The 17,496-nt window shown below is 35.4% G+C and carries 10 protein-coding genes and 1 pseudogene; 10 read left to right on the forward strand and 1 reads right to left on the reverse strand.

Translation table 11 applies throughout. The annotated features are described in order from the left end of the window. From HRU49_RS11550 to HRU49_RS11585, 8 genes and pseudogenes are all read left to right on the forward strand, one after another. Positions 1 to 898, forward strand: an 898-nt coding sequence (locus HRU49_RS11550) for a RagB/SusD family nutrient uptake outer membrane protein (protein ID WP_296357298.1), incomplete at its 5' end; no start/stop codon positions are given. 439 nt (positions 899 to 1,337) lie between these two features. Beyond that, positions 1,338 to 2,408: a rhodanese-related sulfurtransferase gene (locus tag HRU49_RS11555; RefSeq protein ID WP_296357300.1), complete on the forward strand. Its 1,071-nt coding sequence runs from the start codon at positions 1,338 to 1,340 to the stop codon at positions 2,406 to 2,408. A gap of 158 nt (positions 2,409 to 2,566) precedes the next feature. After that, positions 2,567 to 3,751, forward strand: a complete 1,185-nt coding sequence (gene ricT, locus HRU49_RS11560; protein WP_296357302.1) for a regulatory iron-sulfur-containing complex subunit RicT — start codon at positions 2,567 to 2,569, stop codon at positions 3,749 to 3,751. Next, positions 3,735 to 4,238, forward strand: coding sequence for a gliding motility lipoprotein GldH (locus HRU49_RS11565; protein ID WP_296357304.1), 504 nt, complete (start codon positions 3,735 to 3,737; stop codon positions 4,236 to 4,238). Before ricT ends, HRU49_RS11565 begins: the two co-directional genes overlap by 17 nt. Positions 4,239 to 4,243: 5 nt before the next feature. Next, positions 4,244 to 6,616: pseudogene (locus HRU49_RS11570) on the forward strand (transglycosylase domain-containing protein). A gap of 81 nt (positions 6,617 to 6,697) precedes the next feature. Then, a complete protein-coding gene (locus HRU49_RS11575) occupies positions 6,698 to 7,399 on the forward strand; it encodes a CoA transferase subunit A (RefSeq protein ID WP_296357307.1) in 702 nt (233 codons plus the stop codon). Positions 7,400 to 7,403: 4 nt separating this feature from the next. Beyond that, positions 7,404 to 8,057, forward strand: a complete 654-nt coding sequence (locus HRU49_RS11580) for a 3-oxoacid CoA-transferase subunit B (RefSeq protein WP_296357309.1) — start codon at positions 7,404 to 7,406, stop codon at positions 8,055 to 8,057. A 226-nt stretch (positions 8,058 to 8,283) separates the two neighbouring features. After that, positions 8,284 to 8,412 carry a hypothetical protein gene (locus tag HRU49_RS11585; protein ID WP_296357311.1) on the forward strand — a complete coding sequence of 43 codons (129 nt, stop codon included), beginning with the start codon at positions 8,284 to 8,286 and terminating at the stop codon, positions 8,410 to 8,412. Here the strand turns inward: HRU49_RS11585 and HRU49_RS11590 are convergent. Beyond that, positions 8,407 to 10,098 carry an ABC transporter ATP-binding protein gene (locus tag HRU49_RS11590; RefSeq protein ID WP_296357313.1) on the reverse strand — a complete coding sequence of 564 codons (1,692 nt, stop codon included), beginning with the start codon at positions 10,096 to 10,098 and terminating at the stop codon, positions 8,407 to 8,409. The genes HRU49_RS11585 and HRU49_RS11590 overlap by 6 nt on opposite strands. Before the next feature lie 224 nt (positions 10,099 to 10,322). Here HRU49_RS11590 and HRU49_RS11595 point away from each other — a divergent pair, with 224 nt between their 5' ends. Then, entirely contained in the window at positions 10,323 to 14,699 is a 4,377-nt protein-coding gene (locus HRU49_RS11595) for a M14 family zinc carboxypeptidase (protein WP_296357315.1), read from the forward strand. 208 nt (positions 14,700 to 14,907) lie between these two features. Further along, the coding region (locus tag HRU49_RS11600) for a reprolysin-like metallopeptidase (RefSeq protein ID WP_296357317.1) at positions 14,908 to 17,496 on the forward strand (2,589 nt) is incomplete at its 3' end.

Below are 17,496 nucleotides of genomic sequence, written 5' to 3' on the forward strand. Positions count from 1 at the left end.
TACAGCAGCTGAGGTTTTTGATAGGATTGAAACAGATTTAAATAGAGCAATTGTATTACTTGATGGTTTTAATAGATCCAATAAGAGTCAAGTAAATAAGGAGGTAGCTCAAGGTATTTTAGCATATGTTATTGCATCGCAAAGAGATGTATCTCGTTTACCTGAGGTTGTAGCTTTAACAGATGCAGTAATTAATAATTCTGGTGCCACTGTAATGACAGCCGCAGAAGTTACAGGTGGATTTAACAACGTAAATACGTCAGGCTGGATTTGGGGGTTTGATATTACTAGTGAAACAGGATTACGTCTAATCTCTTGGTGGGGACAAATGGATGCCTTTTCATACAGTTATGCTTGGGCGGGAGATGCCAAAGCCATTGATCAGAATCTTTATGATGCCATTCCAGCGAATGATGTAAGAAAAGCTCAGTTTTTTCCAGGTGCAGGTTATTTTAACCTAATGCCTTTAGATAAATTTTATGATGCTAGTAGAATTATTGGAGGACCAAGTGGTAATGTTGTAGCAGACTATGTGTATATGAGAATCGCAGAAATGCACATATTAAAAGCAGAGTCGTTAGCTAAAATGGGTCAAGAAGGGCCAGCTAGAACAGCTTTAAGAGAAGTTTTAGATCAACGTGTCCCGGATACTGCTTATTTAAATGGATTATCTGGTCAAGCGTTATTAGACGAGATTCATATGCAAACACGTATAGAGTTTTGGGGTGAAGGAAAAACATATCTTTCAATTAAGCGTAATCAGACATCGACAGGAGTAAGAGGTAGTAACCACCTATCATTTGTTGGAGAGTCAATAGCACACAACGAAGAGCGTTTTACGTTTGAAATTCCAGAATTAGAGATTCAGAGCAACGTATTTATTAACGAGCAGAATTAAACTAATCAGCGTCATTGAAAAATTATTTTAATTTTTTTCAATTACTGACGCAACCTTTTTACATTTTTTGTATCTACTAATTGAAAAAGGAAAAAATTGCTGTGAGTTTGCTATGAAAAATGAATATTTAATTAGTGAACCAATTCTATCAGATTTAGGTGAGATGAGATCTGTTTAGATAAAAGTTTTTAAAAAGTTGAGATAAGTCTTGAAATTAAAATTTTCTACTTTTTAACACAAATTAGCAAAGCAAGAGGCAAATTCGGCTAAGGATTTTATTCTTAGCCGATAGCCAAAGCAAACAATCTTTTTCAGTTAATTTAAGTTAGTGGTTAGTTAAAAAAGCACCTTGGATACATTCAAGGTGCTTTTTTGATACTAATCACCTAAAAATAATACCTTTGCACAAAATTCTTTAACCTTAAAAAATTAGTATAGCATGCAACTGTACAATAACTTAAGTGCTAAAGAAAGAGCAGACCTTATCGAACAAGCAGGCAAAGACCGCTTGACAATCTCTTTCTACAAGTACGCCAAAATTGGCAACACCGAAATATTTAGAAACCATATGTATCTTGCTTGGAACGAATTTGATGTTTTAGGAAGAATATACGTTGCACACGAAGGTATTAATGCACAGCTTTCTGTGCCCGCTGAAAATTTTGAAGTTTTTAAAAGTCATTTAGACACCATTTCATTTTTAGAAAACGTAAGATTAAATGTGGCCATTGAGCACGATAATTACGCCTTTCTGAAATTAAAAGTAAAAGTGCGACATAAAATTGTGGCAGATGGCTTAAACGACGATTCTTTCGATGTGACAGACAAGGGTGTTCATGTTAATGCAGAACAATTTAATGAATTGATTGAGGATCCAGATACTGTATTGGTAGATATGCGTAATCATTACGAAAGTGAAATTGGACATTTTAAAAATGCAATTACACCTGATGTAGATACCTTTAGAGAATCTTTAGACCTTATAGAAGAGGATCTTCGAGAACATAAGGAAGATAAGAAGCTCGTAATGTATTGCACTGGTGGTATTAGATGTGAAAAAGCCAGTGCGTATTACAAGCATAAAGGTTTTAAAAATGTCTTTCAGTTAGAAGGTGGGATTATCAATTATGCAAGACAAGTGGAAGCCGATGGTATAGAAAATAAATTCATTGGTAAGAATTTCGTTTTCGATCAAAGACGCTCAGAGCGCATAAGTGATGATGTCATTGCAAATTGTCATCAATGCGGAAAACCAGCAGATTTACACACAAATTGTGCAAATGAAGCATGCCATTTGTTGTTTATTCAATGTGATGAGTGTAAGAAAAAAATGGATAATTGTTGTTCGTCACACTGCCAAGAAATCATAAAACTTCCTTACGAAGAACAAAAGGAGTTACGTAGAGGTCAAGCCAATAGCAATGATATCTTCAAAAAGGGACGCGCAGATCACTTGCCGTATAAAAAAGATCTCAGAAATATTTTTGAGAAACAAAACGTTTCAAATTAAATTTTAGAGAGGCTCTTATAATTAGAGTCTTTTTTTTATTTGCTTAGTCAGGTCAAGCGAATTATTTAACTTCAGAAATAGTATTATCTTTAGGCAATAATTTATTATGAATCCTTTATCTAGATTTTAAGTATCTAGATTATATATATAACTTTTTTATGGCTTGTAACAGTTGTGCAACTGGTAAAGACGGTCAGCCAAAAGGATGTAAAAACAATGGTACTTGTGGTACAGATAGCTGCAATAAACTAACTGTTTTTGACTGGCTGGCAAATATGTCGCTTCCAAACGGGCAAGAACCCTTTAAAGGCGTTGAAGTACGCTTTAAAAACGGAAGAAAGCAGTATTATAAAAACACTGAAAATCTTACGCTGAGTATCGGTGATATCGTTGCTACGCAGGCAAAATCAGGACATGATATTGGAATGGTTACCTTAACCGGAGAACTGGTTCGTGTGCAGATGAAACGCAAGAAGGTAGATATTGATGATGCTGAAAATGTCCTTAAAATTTACAGAAAAGCATCACAAAAGGATATCGATATCTGGTCAAAGTCTAGAGACAAAGAAGAACCGATGAAGGTCAAAGCAAGACAGTTTGCGATTGATCTTAATCTTAAAATGAAAATATCCGATATTGAATATCAAGGTGATGGTAGTAAAGCAACGTTTTATTATACTGCTGAGGAACGCGTAGATTTTAGAGAATTAATCAAAGTATTTGCTAGAGAATTTAGAACTCGAATTGAAATGCGCCAAGTAGGCTTTAGGCAAGAAGCCGCGAGACTTGGTGGTATTGGATCCTGTGGAAGAGAACTGTGTTGCTCCACATGGCTAACAGACTTTAGATCTGTAAGTACATCTGCTGCTAGATACCAACAATTATCCTTAAATCCATTGAAGTTAGCAGGTCAATGTGGTAAGTTAAAGTGTTGTTTAAATTATGAATTAGACGCTTACTTAGATGCCTTAAAAGCCTTTCCTAAAAACGATACTAAATTATATACGCAGAAAGGAACGGCTGTTTGCCAAAAGACAGATATTTTTAAAGGACTTTTATGGTATGCCTACGAAGGTGAGTGGATGAATTGGTATGTTATTACAACCGAACAAGCTAACGATATCATTAAAAAAAATAAGAGAAAAGAGAAAGTAGCAAGTCTTGAAGAATATGCTGCAGAACAGATTCAAGACACTAAAACAGACTTTGAGAACGTTGTAGGTCAGGATAGTTTAACACGTTTTGATAATCCAAAATCAAAAAAGAAACGTAAAAACAATAGGAATCGTAATAAAAACAGAAATCGTAATCGTAATCAAAAGCAAAATGCGAAAAAAAACTAAGTGGTTACCTGTATTATTTTTTAGTTTGTTTTTAGTTATCAGTTGCGATTCTAAAGCTGTTTTTGATGAGTATAAATCGGTTCCTAACCAATGGCATAAAGATTCTGTAGCTTCCTTTAATTTTAAAGCGCCAGATACAACCAATAGTTATAATCTTTATGTAAATCTTAGAAATACTAATGATTATAAATTTAGTAATTTATTTCTAATTGTTGAATTGAATTATCCAAATGGTAAGGCTTTTAAAGATACTTTAGAATATAAGATGGCTGCTCCAAATGGTGAACTTTTAGGATCTGGATTTACGGATGTAAAAGAAAATAAATTGTGGTATAGAGGGTACAATTCACCATTTAAATTTGCTGAATCTGGTGACTATAAAGTAGATATACAACACGCCATGCGAAAGAATGGAGACGTTGATGGTGTTGAAATTTTAGAAGGGATAACTGATATTGGTTTTAGAGTAGAACACGTCCAAAAGTAAATGCTATGGCAAAAAAGAAAACAACAAAAGCTAAGGCAACCACATTAGATTTTTCAAAATTCATTAGATGGTTTTGGATGCTTTTTACAGGAGCAATCCTTGCTGTCATTCTTTTATTCCTTTTTGCGTCTTGGGGACTCTTAGGTGAAATGCCAGATCACACAAGACTTGAGAATCCAGAAACCAATTTAGCTACAGAAATTATCTCGTCTGATGGTAAGACCTTAGGGAAGTTTTATTTTGATGATAATAGGACTCCTGTAGCATATGACGACCTTCCAAAAAATTTAGTAGATGCTTTAATCGCTACAGAGGATATCCGTTTCTATGATCATTCAGGTATTGATGCAAGAGGAACGCTTAGGGCATTCATGCAGCTTGGAGCAGGAGGAGGTGCGAGTACGATTTCACAACAATTAGCAAAGCAGTTATTTACAGATCAAGTTTCTAAAAATAAAATTGAAAGAGGACTTCAGAAGGTTAGAGAATGGATTATCGCTATTCGTTTAGAACGTCAATATACCAAAGAAGAAATTATTGCTCAATACTTTAATATATATGACTTTGGCAATAATGGTGACGGTATTCGATCAGCAGCGCGTATATACTTCGGAAAAGAGCCTAAAGATTTAGACTTAAAGGAATCTGCGATGTTGGTTGGGATGTTTAAAAATTCCTCATTGTATAATCCTATACCATCAAGAAATCCAGTGGGCACTAGAAATAGAAGAAATGTCGTCTTAGCTCAAATGCATAAATACGATTATATTTCTGAGGAGCTTAAAGATTCACTTCAGGCTACTGAACTTAATTTAAACTTTACACCAGAGAATCATCGTGAGGGTATTGCTACTTATTTTAGAGAATACCTTAGAGGTTTTATGAAGGAATGGGCTAATGTTGAGAAGAATAGAAAACCAGATGGTAGCAAGTACGATTTATACAGTGATGGCTTAAAAGTTTTTACAACTATAGATTCACGCATGCAGAAGTATGCTGAAGATGCTATAGCTCAACATATGCCAAGATTACAGGCAGAGTTTGATCATCAAAATACACCAGACAGAAATCCAACAGCACCTTTCTTAGAATTAACCAAGTCAGAAATCAATAAGTTGATGAAGGATGCGATGCGACGTGGCGAGCGTTGGCGAATTCTGAAAAATCAAGGAAAGTCAGCTAAAGAAATTGAGGCTTCGTTTTATGAGCCTGTAGAAATGACCGTTTTTAAATGGATAGATGGAAAAGCAGGTGAGGTTGATACTATTATGAAACCAATAGACTCAATGCGCTACTATAAATCCTTCTTAAAACCAGGTATGATGTCAATGGATCCATTAACTGGCCATGTTAAAGCTTGGGTTGGTGGTATGAATTATAAGCACTTTCAATATGATATGGTGAAACAAGGGAAACGTCAGGTTGGTTCAACCTTTAAGCCTTTTGTTTATGCCACAGCTATAGACCAGTTACAAGTATCGCCTTGTGATTCCTTTCCTAGAACACCAATTACTATTGAGGCTGAAAAATTTGGAAATCCAGAACCATGGACAACTAAAAACTCTGACGGTAATTATTCTGGAAAACAAACGCTTAAAGACGCACTGGCAAGTTCTACTAACACAGTAACGGCGCGATTAATGAATGAAATAGGACCGCAACCTGTTGTAGAAATGGCAAAGAAACTCGGTGTAGAACAAGATATTTTAGCGGTACCAGCAATTGCCCTGGGTACTGCTGATATTAGTGTTTATGAGATGGTGGCAGCCTACTCGACCTTTGCTAATAAAGGAGTCTATAATAAGCCAGTTATGGTAACGCGTATAGAGGATAAGAATGGTACTGTATTATATGAAGTAACTCCAGAAAGTAAAGATGTATTGAGTGAAGAGGTGGCTTAGGTGGCTGTAAACTTAATGGAGGGAGTAACTCAGGCAGGCTCTGGCCGCAGATTAAGACATAAAGGTTTTGATAAATGGAATGCCGTATATAGAGAAATAATGACAGGCTATCCCTATGAGCTTACCAATCCAATTGCTGGTAAAACAGGCACAACTCAAAATCAGAGTGACGGCTGGTTTATGGGTATGGTTCCCAATTTAGTTACTGGAGTATGGGTTGGAGCAGAAGATCGAGCCGCTCATTTTAGCCGTATTGATTACGGTCAAGGAGCATCAATGGCATTGCCCATTTGGGGACTATACATGAAAGCCTGTTATGCTGATGAGACCTTAGATGTGTCAACTGGTGAATTTGAAGAAGCGTCTGATCTGACAATAAATGTAGATTGCACCGCCCAAGATGAAGGTGATTTAACGACTAAAGCAGACACCACTACTCAAGATGAGGACGTTGAAATAGACTTTGATCTACCTTAGATGTAAACACAAATATTTGCTGAGATTTTAGTATGAATTCTGCAGGGTCTTTTGTACTTTTCAAAAGACAATTTTCGATATATGATAAATAAAAGCGTAGCCGATGTTATTGAGGCTTTACAAGGTGTAAAAGACAATATGACCTTTATGTTTGGAGGATTTGGGTTGTCTGGTATTCCTGAAAATGCCATTGCCGAACTTGTAAAATTAAATATTAAAGGTTTGACTTGTATTTCTAATAATGCCGGTGTAGACGATTTTGGTTTAGGGTTATTATTACAACAAAAACAAATCAAAAAAATGATTTCATCTTACGTAGGTGAGAATGATGAATTTGAACGTCAAATGTTATCCGGTGAACTTGATGTAGAATTAATTCCACAGGGAACCTTAGCTGAGAGAGCGAGAGCTGCACAAGCAGGTTTTCCTGCATTTTATACGCCTGCTGGTTACGGTACTGAAGTAGCAGAAGGTAAAGAAACAAGAGAATTTAATGGTAAAATGTATGTTTTAGAACATGCATTTGATGCAGATTTTGGATTTATAAAGGCTTGGAAGGGTGATGAAGCAGGTAATCTTATTTTTAGGGGAACCGCAAGAAACTTTAATCCCAACATGTGTGGTGCAGCAAAAATTACTGTTGCTGAGGTAGAAGAATTGTTACCTGTTGGCGAACTCGATCCAAATCAAATTCATATTCCTGGAATATTTGTACAACGTATTTTTAAAGGTGCCCATTTTGATAAACGAATTGAGCAACGAACGGTAAGACCAAAGAATTAGAATTATGTTAGATAAAAACGGAATAGCAAAGCGCAGTGCTAAAGAAGTAAAAGATGGTTATTATGTCAACTTAGGAATTGGGATTCCAACCTTGGTAGCTAATTTTGTTCGTGAAGATATTGAGGTGGAATTTCAAAGTGAAAACGGGGTTCTAGGAATGGGACCATTTCCACTAGAAGGAGAAGAAGATGCGGATATTATAAATGCAGGAAAACAAACGATTACAACCTTACCTGGAGCGTCATTTTTTGATTCTGCAATGAGTTTCTCTATGATCAGAGGCAAGCATGTAGACTTGACGATCTTGGGTGCTATGGAAGTAGCAGAGAATGGTGATATTGCCAACTGGAAAATTCCAGGTAAAATGGTTAAGGGAATGGGAGGTGCCATGGATTTAGTTGCTAGTGCAGAAAATATTATTGTTGCTATGATGCATACTAATAGAGTAGGAGCATCTAAATTACTGAAATCATGTGCATTGCCGTTAACTGGTGTAGGTTGTGTAAAGAAAATCGTTACTAATATGGCTGTTATCGAGGTAACACCAGCAGGATTTAAGTTGCTAGAGAGAGCACCTGGCGTATCAGTTGATGAGATAATCAAGGCAACGGAGGGACATTTAATAGTAGACGGAGACATTCTTGAAATGAATCTATAGAAATTTTGAATATTAAAATTGAAGCCGCATCATGTTATGCGGCTTTTTGTAAGAAAATTCTATTAAAAAGTTTGAAAATGTTAAAAAATAAGGTATTACAACGAAAAATAGAGCTTTTTAACCGATTAATTGAAATTATATCTCATCTTAGTAATCCCAAATTAAAAACGTAATAAACCAAAACTTATTTTTTTGATTTGCCCCAAATCTATCATAAACTTAACTTATGAAAACCAAACCAAATCTACCAGAACCTACTTTTGAAGATGAAAACGTTTTGTTTTCTAATTTAAGAAACACCATAAAAGTTTTTACAGGTGTTTTAAAATTAACTAAGAAAATATTCATGCTATAATCCTTTAGGTATAGCATGAATTAATTTCTTGGTATATGCCTTTTCTGGGCTTTCGTAAATGGTATCTGCATCTCCAATCTCTTCAATTTTTCCTTGATTCATAACCAGTAGTTGGTCAGACATATATTTTACTACGGCTAAATCGTGAGATATAAATATATAAGTAAATCCAAATTGATCTTTTAAGTCGTTCAGTAGATTTAGTACCTGTGCTTGTACAGAAATATCCAATGCAGAAACAGATTCATCACAAACAATTAGTTTTGGTTGTAGTGCAATAGTTCTTGCAATACCAATGCGTTGTCTTTGACCTCCTGAAAATTCATGAGGATATTTAGAGAAGCTCTCTTTTTTTAATCCAACTTTAAGGAGAATGTCAAAAACTTTAGAAGTTCTAACGGCCTTATCCTTTCCAATTTTATGAACGGTCATTGGTTCTAGAATAGCTTCACCGACAGTCATTCTAGGATTTAGTGAGGCAAAAGGATCCTGGAAAATAATCTGAATATCCTTTCTTAATTGTCTTAAGTCTTGTTTATTCAGATTAGTAATATCTTGGCCATTGTATCTTATAATTCCAGAGGTAGCCTTGTCTAATTGCAATATGGCATTACCTAGAGTAGACTTACCACAGCCTGATTCACCTACCAAGCCGAGAGTTTCCCCAGGATATATTTTAAAACTCAACTTATCAACAGCCTTAAAAGGTTTTTGCTTTGCAAACCATCCTGCCTTAGAAAAGTATTGTTTTTCTAAATCGGTAACCTCTAAAATGGGGTCCTTTACATATAGTTTTTGGTGCGCCTTAGTGCGATCTGATTTGGTAATGATAGTTTTATCGATACCATCGTTCATGAAGTCAGATATTGTAGGCAACCTTTTTAGTCTAATTGATGTTGAAGGTCTAGCTCCAATTAAAGCTTTAGTATAATTATGACTTGGGTTTTTAAAAATAGTACGGGTGGTTCCTTGTTCTACAATCTCACCATTATACATAACCATAATACGATCAGCAAATTCTGCAACTAATGATAAATCATGAGAAATAAATAAAATACTCATTTGAGTTTCATTTTTAATTTCCCTTAATAACTCTAAAATGTCTTTTTGAACAGTTACATCTAAGGCTGTAGTTGGTTCGTCTGCTATTAGTAATTTGGGTTTGCAAGCAATAGCCATTGCAATCATGACACGTTGTTTCTGGCCTCCAGAAATTTCATGAGGATAAGCATTGTAGGCACGCTGTGGATCAGGAAGTTTTACTTTTTCAAAAAGAGATAACACCTCACTTTTAATTGCAGTGACTTTTAATGCAGTGTGTTGTTTAAGGATTTCAAAAACTTGTTGTCCACATTGCATAGAAGGATTTAAAGAACTCATTGGTTCTTGAAATATCATGGCAATAGATTTACCTCTTATATTTTGAAATGCTTTTGAATGTAATGCCGCAAGATTGGTTTGATCAAACTGTATTAATCCAGAAGTTATTTTTGATATTCTTCGTGGCAAAAGCCCCATTAAAGCAAGTGACGAAATTGATTTACCAGAACCAGACTCTCCAACAATAGCAGTAATTTGATTGGGCTTTAATTGATAAGAGATAGACTTAATTATTTTCTTTTCTAACTCATTTTCAAAAAATGAAATGCAAAGATCTTTAACAATCAATAAAGGAGGTTCATTCATGCTTAAAAATAAGCAAATTGTAGATTTATTACTGTTTTACTAGTTGATTAATAAAAATCATTAAATTTTTATTATTTAAGTATTTATTTGATAATAAGGCAAATAAGGTTATTCACGGTGTTGTAAAAATGCATTTCATCGAATTTTTATGCATTTAATCTATGATTTGTAATTTTAAATGCTATATTAGCGGTCGAGAAAATATTCATTTAAGTCCCAAACTAATGAAAAAAATTACCTTAGCCTTAACTGTTGTCTTATTTCTTGTACTTAACCTAAGTGCACAATCTCCAGAAAAGCTCAAAGCAGAGAAATACCTTTCTAAACAAGGAGAGCTCACATTTACATTTGAAATTGATAATATTGGTGAGTTGATGTTCATGACTCAGGAAATGTCTCTTGTGAATTATGATCCAAATACCAAAACAGTTAAGGCTTGGGCTAATGAAGTACAATTTAGACAATTTGAACTAAGAGGAATTCATTATAAAGTGCCTGAACATTTAAATGAGGTAAAAGAGTCTGAAATTTATGATGTAAGACCATTAGCAAATAGAACTATGATGTCGACATTATCTTTTCCATTGGCATCCTATCCTACGTATGCAGAATATGCACAACAAATGCAAGATTTTGAAGATGACTATCCTGCGTTGGTTGAAACATTTAGTATTGGTACTACTGTCCAAGGGGATAAAGAATTACTGTTTGTTAAAATTTCTGACAATGTTTCTGTCGATGAAGCCGAACCTAAACTTTTGTATACAGCTACAATGCACGGTGATGAGGTTGCAGGATATCCTATGATGTTGACTTTGATAAACTATATTTTAACAGTTTATAGTGATACAGGACATGCTGATCATGCCAGAGTTAAGAATTTAGTTGAAAATGCAGAAATATGGATTAACCCTAATGCTAATCCAGATGGAACGTATCATAATAGCGCAAATAACACCTCTATAGCTAGCGCAAGAAGAGGTAATGGGAACAACATTGATTTAAATAGAAATTATCCTGATAATGTTGCAGGTGCTAATCCAGATGGTCAAGCTTATCAAACTGAGACTATTGCATTTATGGACTTAGCAGACCAGCATAATTTTGTCATCTCTGCAAACTTTCATGGCGGTATTGAATTGGTTAATTATCCGTTTGATAATGCATATGCTTCTTCGGAGTATACTCATGCGGATGGCGATTGGTACGAATATGTTGGTGTAGAGTATGCAACAAATTGTCAAACTGATGCCAATGCTGGGAATACTTCAACTCCTACTTATACAAATAAACCAACTTATATGACTGCAGATGAAGATAGTCATATCTATCCTAGCCCAGGGGTAACACATGGTGCTGAATGGTATCGTGTTTATGGTGGCAGACAGGATTATATGAATTTTTACCAACAAACTAGAGAAACTACAATAGAATTATCAGATGTGAAAATATTACCTGAGAGTTCACTTGTAAACTATTGGTATTATAATAAGAATGCTTTACTCGACTATTTGACACAAGGTACCTATGGCTTTAGAGGTTTTGTTAAAGATGGCAATACCAACAATCCAATAGAAGGTGCTACAATCACTATTGTTGGTCACGACGCTTATGGTTCTGAAGTTTCTTCCGATACTAATGGAGATTTTTATAGACCAATAAAGAGTGGCACATACGATTTATTGATTAGTGCTCCTTGCTATCAATCAGTCACCCTAAACAATCAGACAATTTCTGATTATTCGATACAAAATTTATCAGATATTTTCTTAACCCCAGCAATTACAGTACCTACAGGGTTAGCGGCTTCAAGCGTAGTAACGACTTCTGCAATAATGAGTTGGACAGATAATTCAAGCACATCTTATGATATTCGTTATAGAGAGGTTGGTCAGTCGACTTGGACAACAGTAAACGTGTTTTCAGCGACTTATCAAATTACGGGATTAACCTCATTAACTGATTACGAAGTACAAGTAAGAAGCAATTGTGGTAGCACAAATTCTGATTACAGCAGTTCAGTACAGTTTACAACAACCGATGTTATACCTTGTACAGGAGCAGTTGTGTCTTCTTACCCTTATTTAGAAACTTTTAATTCTGGTATAGGCGATTGGGTTCAAGCAAGTGGAGATGATGGGGATTGGTCATTAGATGCTAATGGCACAGGAACCACAAATACTGGTCCATCAGATGATATAACAGGTGGCGGAAATTACGTTTACACTGAAGCATCTAATGGAGGTTTAGGTACAAATGCGACAGCAATTTTAATGAGCCCTTGTTTTAGTCTGATAAGTCCAAATCACAGTAACTTTTCATTTAATTATCATATGTATGGAAATGCTATAGGTACTTTGACCTTAGAAATTTCAACAGATGATGGCACTAACTGGACAAGTTTATTTTCACAATCTGGCAATCAAGGTAACTCATGGTTTAATGAAAATATTGATATTACGGCTTATTTGGGTGAAACAGTTAAGTTACGTTTTATAGGTACCACAGGTGTTGGTATAAGAAGTGATATAGCAATTGATCAAATTGCAATTACAGAACCAGTAATACCTGATTATTGTTCGTCTAATGGAAATAATACTAATGACGAATTTATTAATCGTATTCAACTTAACACTTTAGATAATAATAATTCTGGAGTGGGAACAACAGGAACAGGATATTCAGACTTTACGGAAAATTCTTCTTTAACCACAACATTATATTCTGGTTCGGAATATACGATTACAATAACGCCTGAATGGCCTGGCACTATCTACCCTGAAGGGTATTCAGTATGGATAGATTATAATCGTGATGGTGATTTCTCTGATAGTGGTGAACAAGTCTGGACACAAAGCCCAACTAACAGCACTACAGTCTCAGGAACATTTACATTACCAACCGATGTTAATTTTGGTGAAACTACAATGAGAGTTTCCTTAAAATATAATGGTATACCTACGGTATGCGAGTCATTTGATTATGGTGAGGTAGAGGATTACACTATTGATTTAGCATTTGATGGTCTCTTATATACCAATACGATCTGGGTGCCAAGTGCACCAACCGCATCTACAGGCGCAGAAAATGTATTAATAAAAGATGGAACGTATAACGTTAATACGTCTATCAGTACAAATGATATAATAATTAATTCAGGGGCAGTAGTCAATTTAGATAAGAGTCAATCCATTTCTGTTGCGGGTAATATTACAAATAATGGTGAGTTAATCCTTAATTCTGATTCTAACGAATTTTCAAGCCTAATGGTTGATGGTACTGTGATAGGTGATGTAAAATATTATCGCCATGTAAATTCTAATACTAATGGTAACGATTTAATTTCTCCACCAGTTAGTGGTCAGTCTTTTATTGACTTTTTAGCCAATAACTCTAATGTATTATCTAATTCTGATCAAACACAGTACCTATTTGGACCGTTTGAAAAGCCTACGAATAATTACAGTCTATATGCAAATAATGAGGTGGTAAATTTAGAGGCAGGAAAAGGATATCGAGCTGCATCAGCCGATAATGGGACGTTTATGTTTACAGGAGCTGTGAATACAGGATCTGTAAATATTTCGATTGAGAAGTCGGGAACAAATTATGACAAGTGGAATTTGATAGGAAACCCTTATACTACTTATATTTCTCTCACTGACTTTTTAACTGCGAACATTCCTAAATTAGATTTATTGAGTGCTGCAGTTTATGGCTATGATGCAGATACTTCAAACGGAAGTAACTGGACCATTTGGAATCTTGCTTATTCTGATGCTAATCCAGGAACACTAATTGCTCCTGGTCAAGGATTCTTCGTGTCATCAATAGATGGAGGTGCGACAATTTCGTTTACTCCTTCAATGAGAGCTAATGGTACATCTGATGATTTTATTGCAGGACGTAATTCGAGCTCTGTCGGTCATTCGGTATTAAGACTAACAAATTCGAGTAGTTCATTTAACACAGATGTTTATTTTAATGACAACGCAACCTCTGGGATAGATATTGGTTATGATGCCGAGCATTTTGGCGGTGTCCCATCTGAGTTCTCAATATTTTCGGCGATTCCTCAGAATAGTGACTATTTAGAAATGGCAATTCAAGCTATAGGTAATGATGATGTAGATAATATAATTATTCCATTAGGAATTTATGCTTCTCAAGGCGAAGAACTTACAATTAGCCTCGAAAATACTAATGTTAATCACACTATTTATTTAGAAGATTCATATACAAATTCGATAACACTACTAAATGATTCTAATTACCAATTTACACCAGACACTGATTTAACAGGGACTGGAAGATTTTACTTAAAATTCAACCAAAATTCGTTAGCTGTCGATGGCGCAGACTTGACAAAACTTGAAGTGTATGCATTTTCAGAAACAGATCAAATTTCGATTAAAGGTCTAGTGAAAGAAGACACAAAAGTTACTTTATTTGATGTTCAAGGGCGACCTATTTTAAATACTGAAATAAAAGCCAATACAACGCAAAACAGCTTGAGTACATCAGGACTAGCCGATGGTATTTATATTGTCCTATTAGACAACGGAACAACTACGTTCAGCAAAAAATTGGTAATACGATAATAAGAAAACGATATTTATTTTAAAATGGCCTAGATAGTTTCTAGGTCATTTTTGTTTTAAGTGAAGTAATTTTATTCTTACAATGACTTACGGTTTTTCCATATATTTTATTGAAAAAACCTGTTAGTTAATAATATTGCAATTTTCTGATAAAAAAAATGGTAATTTCATAATCTTAGATATTAATTAATCTTTTAACCTCAACATTATGAAATTTAAGTTTTTGTTACTCATCGCAATGATGGGGACGACTATGATTTGGTCCCAAGATAAAGTGTTCTGGCAGAAACAAACCGCAGATATCAGCACAATTATTAAAGAAAATCATCAATCAATAAAAGAGTTTCATATCTTCAGTTTAAATGCTGAAGCGCTAAGACAATCCTTAAATTCTGTACCGCAAAGAGATCAATTCATGGCCGTTTCCAGTACCATTTTGTCTTTTCCTAATGCAGAAGGGAAATTACAACGTTATTCTATAAAGGAGGCATCTGTCATGGATTCTGAATTACAATCGCGCTTTCCAGAAATTAGATCTTACGTTGGTCAAGGCATTGAAGACGCTTCGTCTGTTTTGAGGTTTAGTATATCTCCTTATGGATTCAGTGGCATGATTTTAGCTTCTGATGGTAAAAACACATTCATTGAACCAATAAGTCAAAACTCAAGTCAATATATAGTGTTTAACAGAAAAAGCAGAATTGATCGAAGCAATGATTTTGAATGTTTAGTCACTGAGCAAATTAATAATTCCATGAATGGTTCAACACTCAGGAATGCAGATGATTCAATTCTTAGAACGTACAGACTAGCTGTGTCAACAACTGGTGAATACACGCAGTATCATGGTGGAACCAAGGCTCAAGCTCTTGCAGCAATTAATACGACAATGACAAGAGTCAATGGGATTTTTGAAGTAGACTTTAATGTTACACTGATATTAATAAGCAATACAGATAATGTTATTTTCACAAACCCAGGATCAGACCCTTATGGATCTTCTGGACAATGGAATGGTCAATTGCAATCTACCTTAACTAATGTGATTGGAGAAGCCAATTATGATATCGGTCATTTATTTGCTTCTGGTTCAAATAATGGAAATGCAGGGTGTATCGGTTGCGTATGTGTAAATGGAAGTAAGGGAAGTGGCTGGACTAACGGATCAGTGCCAGAAGGAGATGTATATGATGTAGATTATGTTGCACATGAAATGGGTCATCAGTTTGGTGCAAACCACACTTGGACTTTTGGAGGAAATGAAGGTACAAATGTGCAAGTTGAGCCTGGAAGCGGGACAACAATTATGAGTTATGCTGGTATTACTGGTTCAACTGATGTTGAGCAAAACGTAACACCGAATTTTCATGCTGTTTCAATAGAACAGGTTACAGATTATATCAAAACAACAAGTTGTCAAACCAATACAAACACAGGGAATTCTGTTCCAGTGGTTAATGCCGGACCAAACTATACAATTCCAAGAGGAACACCTTTTATTTTAGAAGGGTCAGCAACTGATGCAGATGGAGGTGATGTGCTTTCATATGTTTGGGAGCAAATAGATGAAAATAATGCCTCTACAACGCTTCCTAGTACAACTGCGACTTCTGGTGTGGCTTTCAGATGTTACGAGCCATCAACAAATCCAGACCGTTATTTTCCAAGATTAGAAACTATTAAATCTGGCGGAACATCATGGCAATGGGAAGCGGTTCCGAATGTGGCACGAACGTTAAATTTTAGATTAACAGTACGAGATAATGTTGCTGGTGGAGGAACCAATAACAGTGACGATGTTACGCTTACCGTTAATGGGACAGCAGGGCCTTTTATTCTCAATTCGCCTAATACAAATGTAACTTGGAATGCTGGAACAACTCAAAATGTAAGTTGGGATGTTGCAGGTACAACCGGTAATAGTATCAATGCGACCAATGTTGATATTTTACTTTCAACAGACGGTGGAGATACCTATCCAATTACAATTGCATCTGGTGTACCAAATGATGGCTCTCATGATATTGTAGTTCCTAACAATCAGGGTAACCAAAATAGAATTATGGTTAGAGGCACTAATCATATCTTTTTTGATATTTCTAATACCAATTTTATAATTGGAGCACCTGTAGTTTGTAATGCTACAGTTCCAACAGGCACAGCAGCATCTAATATAGCTGAAACAACAGCTACTTTAAGTTGGAATGCTGTACCAGGTGCTACTTACGATTTGAGATATAGGCAAATAGGCTCTTCAACCTGGATTACTACAGCAATAACAGGCGTATCTTTTAATTTAACAGGTCTAGCAGCCTTAACTGAGTACGAAGCTCAGGTAAGAAGTAAGTGTTCAGGTGGTTCAAATTCTGTATTTAGCAGCGCTGTAACATTCACAACTACAGATGTTCAACTTAATTATTGTAATTCTGCAAGTACAAATGTAAATGATGAGTATATCAGTAGAGTACAATTAAATACAATTGATAATTCATCTGGTGCTCAGTTTTATTCTGATTTCACCAATATTTCAACAACACTTAACAAAGGAGCACAATATACGGTAACAGTTACACCGACTTGGACAGGAACTGTATATAATGAGGGTTATTCGGTATGGATTGATTATAACCGAGATGGTGATTTTGCTGATGCTGGAGAACAAGTTTTTACTCAAGCTCCAACTCAATCAACTCCTGTTTCAGGAGCCTTTACAGTTCCGTCTGGAGCAGTAGACTCGTCAACTAGAATGCGCGTAACGTGGAGCTATAACGCCAATGTTGGACCTTGTGATTCTTTT

Origin of the sequence: Winogradskyella sp., assembly GCF_013213975.1 — a bacterium.
Lineage (GTDB): Bacteria > Bacteroidota > Bacteroidia > Flavobacteriales > Flavobacteriaceae > Winogradskyella.

Excerpts from the sequence above, each read along its gene's own strand:
- HRU49_RS11555 (WP_296357300.1), top strand. The coding sequence starts at position 1,338 with ATGCAACTGTACAATAACTTAAGTGCTAAAGAAAGAGCAGACCTTATC.
- ricT (WP_296357302.1), top strand. The coding sequence starts at position 2,567 with ATGGCTTGTAACAGTTGTGCAACTGGTAAAGACGGTCAGCCAAAAGGA.
- HRU49_RS11565 (WP_296357304.1), top strand. The coding sequence starts at position 3,735 with ATGCGAAAAAAAACTAAGTGGTTACCTGTATTATTTTTTAGTTTGTTT.
- HRU49_RS11575 (WP_296357307.1), top strand. The coding sequence starts at position 6,698 with ATGATAAATAAAAGCGTAGCCGATGTTATTGAGGCTTTACAAGGTGTA.
- HRU49_RS11580 (WP_296357309.1), top strand. The coding sequence starts at position 7,404 with ATGTTAGATAAAAACGGAATAGCAAAGCGCAGTGCTAAAGAAGTAAAA.
- HRU49_RS11585 (WP_296357311.1), top strand. The coding sequence starts at position 8,284 with ATGAAAACCAAACCAAATCTACCAGAACCTACTTTTGAAGATGAAAAC.
- HRU49_RS11590 (WP_296357313.1), bottom strand. The coding sequence starts at position 10,098 with ATGAATGAACCTCCTTTATTGATTGTTAAAGATCTTTGCATTTCATTT.
- HRU49_RS11595 (WP_296357315.1), top strand. The coding sequence starts at position 10,323 with ATGAAAAAAATTACCTTAGCCTTAACTGTTGTCTTATTTCTTGTACTT.